Origin of the sequence: Micromonospora sp. C31 (assembly GCF_018070575.1) — a bacterium.
GTDB lineage: Bacteria > Actinomycetota > Actinomycetes > Mycobacteriales > Micromonosporaceae > Micromonospora.
Genome location: NZ_JAGPXN010000045.1, coordinates 1 through 6671, shown reverse-complemented (window position 1 = coordinate 6671; position 6671 = coordinate 1). Strand labels below are relative to the sequence as shown.

The window sequence follows — 6671 nt, the reverse complement described above, 5'->3', positions numbered from 1 at the left end:
GATGAGGCCGGCCAGGTGGTTCAGGGTGCGGCTGGACAGCGCGACCGCAGACGGGTAAGACAGCACAGCGAGGCTCCCGGTTGGGGCATCGGATCTTGGTCGACTGCTGTCTTACCGGGAGTCTCGTGCTATGTCGACACATGCTTCCCGCCGCCCATCGTGACCAGGCCCATCACGATGAAAAGCCCTCAGTCAGTTCTCTTTGGCCGTGTCCGTCGTAGGTCCGAACCATCCTTCTGTCGATGTGGGTGCACTCGATCATTTTTCGGCAGCAGTCAGGCCAGTGGTGGCACCTAGGGCAACAGCGGCATCTCTGTCGCAAACGACCGCCAGGTTGCGCCCCGGCGGCTGGCTGGTCCTAGCCGACATCATCGATGCCCACCTCGGGTGTCTCGCTCAGCGGGGCGGTCCACGGAAGGGGACGTCCGCCTGATCCACACCGTCCTGCGGCAGGTGTGAATCGCGTTGTCGCAGGCAGCGGCGGGACGTGGCCAACAAACATCGACGCCGTGCTCGTCAACTCCGGCATGGCGCAGGTCTGCGTGCACACCTCGACCGAAACCTGGACCGGCGGTGCCCCGGGTGCCGCCTGCTCGCCGACGCGGTGACCAACTCCGTTCCTTCCTCGCTAGCCTCGGCGCTGCCGACCTCGACCGGTTCACCGAACTCATGGCCGGGTGATCCTCGACTCGTACCAGCACCATGCGATCCACCCCGTAAGGCGACCTATTGATCAGGTTCGTTATCCGCGGGGCCGTCTCGCTAACGGGTGCTTCCGGCGAGCGCCGCGGGTTGACATGGAAGCGCGGACAGCTCCACCGGTCACGGCGTCGGGCATGGGTCGCCGAGCAGCCACTGGCACCACTGGGCGGGACCGGACATGGCCTCAGCCGGGATGCCGAGAGCGCCCGGGTGCAGACGGTCGTAGGCGGCGCTGATCGCTGCGGCGTCGCGAGGGCAACACAGCAGCCAGGGTGCAGTCACCTGGTGAGGCTCTAAGGTCGCCTGGAAGCCCTTCCCGCTGATGCGTCCGGTGAGTAACCCACGATCGATCAGGGCGCGCCAGAGCGCCTCGGTGGGCCCGTGGTGGCGGCCCTCACCCCACCCGTTGGTGGCTGACGCGCTGAAGACGGCGAGTCGCAGGGGTAAGGGCTGGACCGTCACCTCGGCGGCAATCAGGGGCACCCCGAGCAGGCGCAGCGCGTGGGTGCGGTGGGTGCCGTTGACGGTGATCTCATGGATCGGGCCGGCTGGCCCTGGGTATCGGGTCAGGTGAACGTGCCCGTCGTCGGTGAGGATCTCGGCCAACGCCCGGCCGGGATCAGGCGCGGTGAGCAGCTTGCGAATGATCAACTGGACCTGTTGGGGACGGTGGCTGGCGAAGTCGTTCCAGAAGCTGGCGTTGCCGCCAACGATCGTGTCGGTCGCCACCCAATCGTTGAGGGCGACGAGTCCGAAGTCGTCGTGACAGCGGTCCTCCGGGCTGTACGACGCCCCTCTCACCAGCGGGCTAGCCCGATCCAGCGTGGCCGCCTTGGCGATGATCTTCTCCTGCATCTGCATCAGGTCGACCGGCCATTGGCTCCGGCGCTCCTGCAACAGGCCAGCGAGGCGCGCGAGGATGTCGGGGCTGCCGGCAACGAACTCGTGGATTGAGCCGGGCTCCTGCAGATCGTCGTAGTCCATGCGTCGGTCCCGAGGCACGGCTGGCGGAGCCGTCGTCCAACCGACCTCCGGTCGCGCGCCGACGGGAGTGGACAGCCCGGCCAGTAGCTCACGAACCGCCTCCCCGGAGATCGCGATCCCGGCCGCACGGCGGCCATCCTCGGCGATCGCGGTGAAGCCGTTAGAAGCATGAGTAGTGGCGCTCCACCGCTCAGTGCTCGGTCGAGCCTGATGCTCGCGGCGGATCAGCACCTCGTACAGACCAGCGGCCCAAGTGGCGTCGTCGTCCGGAGCGTCGTTCTCATCCGCCGCCTGCTCCAGCCCCAAGCCGCCAGCGACCCTCGGGGTGGGAACGGCCGTCACTGTCTGGGCCGGCGTCGCCGGCGGGGCAGGAACCGGCACCGCCAACACCCGCTGGCGGCGCCGGGACAGCCCGGGAATGGACAGCAGCGACCACCACAGGCCGCATATGCCGGCTGCAATCCACCGGCCCGGACCGCCAGTGCCAGCGGCGACCATCGCGGCGCTGCCGGCGCCGTACAGCGTCCACCCGATCCGGGCACCGGCCGAGCGGAACAGGCTGAAGAGCAGCAGCACCACGCCGGCAAAACACCAGGTCCACCACAGGGCGTTACCGCTCACGGGCAGCCCGGCAGCATGGCTAGCAAGGTAATCGCGCACGGGGTCGAGGATGATCCTGGCGTACGCCAGTTCATGCCCCCATGCCGCCAGCTCTGCGATACCCGCACCAGCCCACCAAAGCACCACGCGAATCAGCGGCACGATGAGCAGGCCGAGGATCGCCGCAGCCAGCAGAACCGCGAACAGGGGCAGCCACCACGGCGGCCAGCCCTCCCGCTCACGGTCGAGCGCCTGCTGCCACATCGACTGTGCCAGCGCGGTCACCATCGACCGGACCTGCGTCAGGGGCGTACCCGAGGTGGAGGCCGACGGGGCCGTGTCCCGTTCTGCCACGACCTGGTCATCCTTCTCAGCGGTGCTCACGCGCCCACCTTCGTTTGTCTCGACCCGAAGAATCCGTCAGCGCAAATCGGTGATCACGATGTCACAGCAGCGTCGCCCTGCGTTGTCCTCCCGGACCGCACGTCGGATCACCCACCCGTCAAGGCGGCGCGCTATACGTTGCTGAGCCCGGCCTCTGCCCGGACTGCAATGTGCCCTGCCAGGCCGTCAGGATCCGGACATCGGAGGGTGAGTTCAGCGTTCAGTCCCGAGGTGTAGACAGGTGCCGCGCTGGTGATAGCCACCGGGTACATCAGCCCTCACGGCTGCCCAGAATGGTTGTGAGCTGCGGAAGTGACCACCGAGGGTGTGCCAAGATAAGCCGGGGTGCTCGACCCGCAGCGCTGTAAGGCCAGCGCTTGCAAGGCCGCAGCGCTGGTACCGCGGATGGGTGTAGGGCTGCTCCACCCAGCCGAGGCGGCAGCGCCGGCATATCCTGTAGTCAACGGTGAACGCGAAGTCGCCGTCAAGGTTGGCAGCGCGGGTGCGCCAGCCGTGCCGCTCGGCGGAGATGGTGTCCTGCCAAGGGGTGGTTAGGACTGGCACGACAGGCCAGCCGACGCGCCGCCCCCACCGCCCCCGGGTGAGCCACACCAACAGCTCCCGCAAAGGCTCGCGCCCGGACACCCGCCCCACCGCGCTGACCTGCGCCACGAGCTGGCGCACCGCTGCACAGGCCTCATCACTAGCCTGTTCGGCGTTGTCTTTGCTCACCTATCCACCACCTCATCGTTCGCGCTGCGAGGCGCCCGGCGCGCGCCTTTAGACTCGCACGACGTTGACGGGGCCGCGCTGGCTGAGAGCGCGCGAGGAACTGGCCGAGCCACCGGGCAGGCCCTGCTTGCGAATGCCCCGAGTTCCGTGGAGACAAGCCCGGCGAGGCTTCGCGCAGCAGCACCTGCCCGCCGACATCGACGAGCGGTTCACCCACACGGCCGTACTTCGGGCCTACAATCGCGCCGACGAGCTGACCCGGCGGCAAGAAACCGGCTCGGTGGGCCCGGCTACTGCCGGCGCAGGGCCAGCTGGTCGTCGCGCGCCCACTGCTGGACGTCGGCCCACAACAGCCGCAGCGCGCCCTGGCTGGTGACGATCTGCTGCCAGAGCCGACTGTGCACGCGGCCCCGGCGATCGTCGGGATGAACGGATAGCTGCTGGGTCCAGCTTTCCTGGGCCGCGGCGGTCCAATCGCCCAGCGCGCATCGCACGAGGGCCTGGTACAGCACTGCTGGAGAGTTGCCGTCGTAGCCGAAGGTGTATCTCGGCTCGTCACCGGGGTTGGGCACCAGCTGCGGCGCGAGCAACGTCCCGTCGGGGCCGGGGGTCACCGCGAACAGGCCGGTGCCGGAGTAGGTCTTGTCGGCGGCGATGACGGTCTGTGCTGTCCAGCCGGCCGGCGGCATGCTGGTGGGCCATTCGATGAGCAGGTGGTCGGCGATGCCCGAGGCGCCGGTGGTGAGGTGCGCGACGAGGTGACCCTCCGGGTCGCGGTAGAGGCCGACCAGGCGCTCGCGGGCGCGGTCGAGCATTCGGTGGTGGGCGATGGCGGCATCCGTGGCGTCCTCGGTGAGCAGGCGCACCAGCCGGCGGGTGGGGCGATCCGGGTCGCCGTGCGCGTCGGCCGGGGTCAGCCGGGTGAGGTGGCGGCGGTACTCGTCGTGGATCGGGCCGTGGGCATCGGGCCAGCTGTAGGCGACGGGGAACGTGTAAACCCGCTCGGGGTAGTCGCGGGCGAGACGGCCGCGCAGCAGCAGGATCGCCTGACGCAGCGCCCCGCCGTACGGGTCGCCGGGCTTCCACGGCAGGTTGGCCTCGGCCTCGACGAGCTGGTCGAGTTCGTCAGCGGCTGCGCCAGGGTCGAGGTCGCGGCCGGCGGCGACGGCGGCGCGCTGCTCCGCCACGGCGGGCCAGGTGGGCGGCTGAGGTGCGGCGGCGAGGTACCAGCCGTCGCCGGTGGTGGGGTGGGTCAGCGCGGTGCTGACGTCGCGGTGCACGGCGCGCGTGTCACGGGCGAGCAGGGCGAAGGCCTGCGGATAGGTGGTGTGCACGGAGTGCTCCAGCGCGGTGGTGAGCCGGGCGATGGCGGTGGGCCACTCGGTGATGGTGTCGGGGATGGGCAGTGGGCGAGGCTGGTCGAGCAGCCGCACGGTACGCATGATCTCCGCTGTGGTGGTGCCGGCCCACCACAGCGGCACGGGCCGACCTAGCACCCGGGCGACTTCGGAGGCGAACACGGAGCCGGCGTACTCCGGCGAGTCCGGGCGGCGCTGCCGGCCGATGATGGGTTGCCGCATGGCGGCCACCGGCTCGCGCTGGGGCAGGAACCGGCGCAGCATCGCGGGCAGCGCGGCCGGCGCGGGATCCGGCGTAGGGTCGGGCTGCTCCGGCATCCGCCACAACTCCAAGTGTGGGTACGGCCCGTCAGAATCGGGGTCGAGCAGGAAGGGCTGCACGACGACAGCGCCGGGGCGGCGGTCCGGGTCAAGGCGTGCGATGGCGGCCTCGGCGATGGTTTCGGGGCTGACGTCCTGGTCGGCGTAGCCGACGGCGTAGATGACCGGTTGGCCGGCGCCGTCGAAGATGGTCACCGCCGCGGTGTGCCCGCGGGGCAGGTCGATGTCGCCGGACCAGATCACCTCGGCGGGCTCGGTCGCGTCGGGCCACCCGAACGGCCACACCGCGTCGTCGGGCACCGCCCTACCCGTGGCCCGCAGCCACCGGTCGATGGTGGCGGTGGTCCACACCTCGGCACCGTCCGGGTCGACGCCGTCGGACGCCGGCAGTCGTCGCTCGCCCTGGAGCACCCGCAGCCGCTGCGCGCTCATCCGCGCTCGGCGGGCGAACTGCGCGAGGGTGTGCGGGCGGGAACGTATCGTTGTCATGCCTCAACCCTCCTGTTGCGAAGATGGTAACAGTCCGATTCGGACCTACCAACTGGCCAGTGTGGGCGCGTCATCACGGTGGTGCCGTCGGCATCATTGTGGTTGTGGTGGAGGACCGCTCATGCGGCTCCGGCCGGTCGCCGGAGTTAGGTCCGAGAGGGGAACGCTCCCGGACCTAACACCCGTGGACGCGTCTGTCCGTAGCTGGGTCGGCTTATCACCAGCTCAGTCGGGGGGAAGTGCAGGGGGCAGAACCTCGAGGGCTCTCGTAGTTTCCCGCTCGGGCTGTTGCCCGCTGCGGCGGGCAGCGTCTCGGTGGTCGACTACCGGGACCCGCCAGCGGCGCCGGCCGCCTACACCCCCGCCTTGGTCACGCCGGCGTGACCGGATCTGCCGCCACGGCGGCTGACCCGGCCGGTCCGCTCCCGGCCGCCTCGCCAGCTCCCCGGGAACCGTCCAGTGCGGCACCTGTCGCGCTGGCCCGGGACAGGTCCGTCCGGTGCCGTCACCTGCGCGTTTGCGTTCTTCCGGAGCGCCGTGGCGTCACCGTACTGCGCCAACAGCTTCGGAGGCGGCGGCACCGGGTCGGCCTGCAGAATGTGCGCGTCGTCGGCTTGGTGTCGCCGAATGTCGCCGCGCCTCGGGTGCCTGCCATGCCGTACGGAGTCGATAGATCCACACATGTTGCATGTCCCTGGAACTATGAGCACATGTTGGCGACGCTTGTTCCAGGTCTTCGTCATTTGCGAGTGCCATTGGCGGCCGGAGCCGTATGGCTGGTGATTATCTGACTCTTGTGGGCGCGCCATTTGCCGCAGCCTGGTTCGGCTGTCGGGTTGTTGGCGCAGGTTCACGACATGCTCGCTAGAATCGGCCTCCCCTGGACGCTAGGCCTCTTCGGGTTCGTGGCGTACTTGATCGGCGACATCTGGACTCAGATCCGATTTCCCCTAGTGGCCGCCGCGAGGCGAGTGAGAGGGTGGTTCGGTAGCTTTCGTCCATTCTGGGTTTGGGCCGGCATGTGAATGTGAGCCGTGGTCGTAACCGGTAGGTCCGGCCGGCGTTGGGCTGATCATGGGTGAGCGTGCGGCGTATCCGAGT

Annotated in this window: 3 protein-coding genes; all 3 read right to left on the bottom strand. The window is 69.3% G+C overall.

Annotated features, from left to right (window positions below):
- Positions 1–822: 822 nt before the first annotated feature.
- Entirely contained in the window at positions 823–2670 is a 1848-nt protein-coding gene (locus KBX06_RS27265; protein WP_210839913.1) for a hypothetical protein, read from the bottom strand.
- A gap of 213 nt (positions 2671–2883) precedes the next feature.
- Positions 2884–3402 carry a hypothetical protein gene (locus KBX06_RS28190; RefSeq protein WP_247686771.1) on the bottom strand — a complete coding sequence of 173 codons (519 nt, stop codon included), beginning with the start codon at positions 3400–3402 and terminating at the stop codon, positions 2884–2886.
- A 290-nt stretch (positions 3403–3692) separates the two neighbouring features.
- Positions 3693–5570 carry a hypothetical protein gene (locus tag KBX06_RS27255; RefSeq protein ID WP_210839912.1) on the bottom strand — a complete coding sequence of 626 codons (1878 nt, stop codon included), beginning with the start codon at positions 5568–5570 and terminating at the stop codon, positions 3693–3695.
- Positions 5571–6671: the final 1101 nt, after the last annotated feature.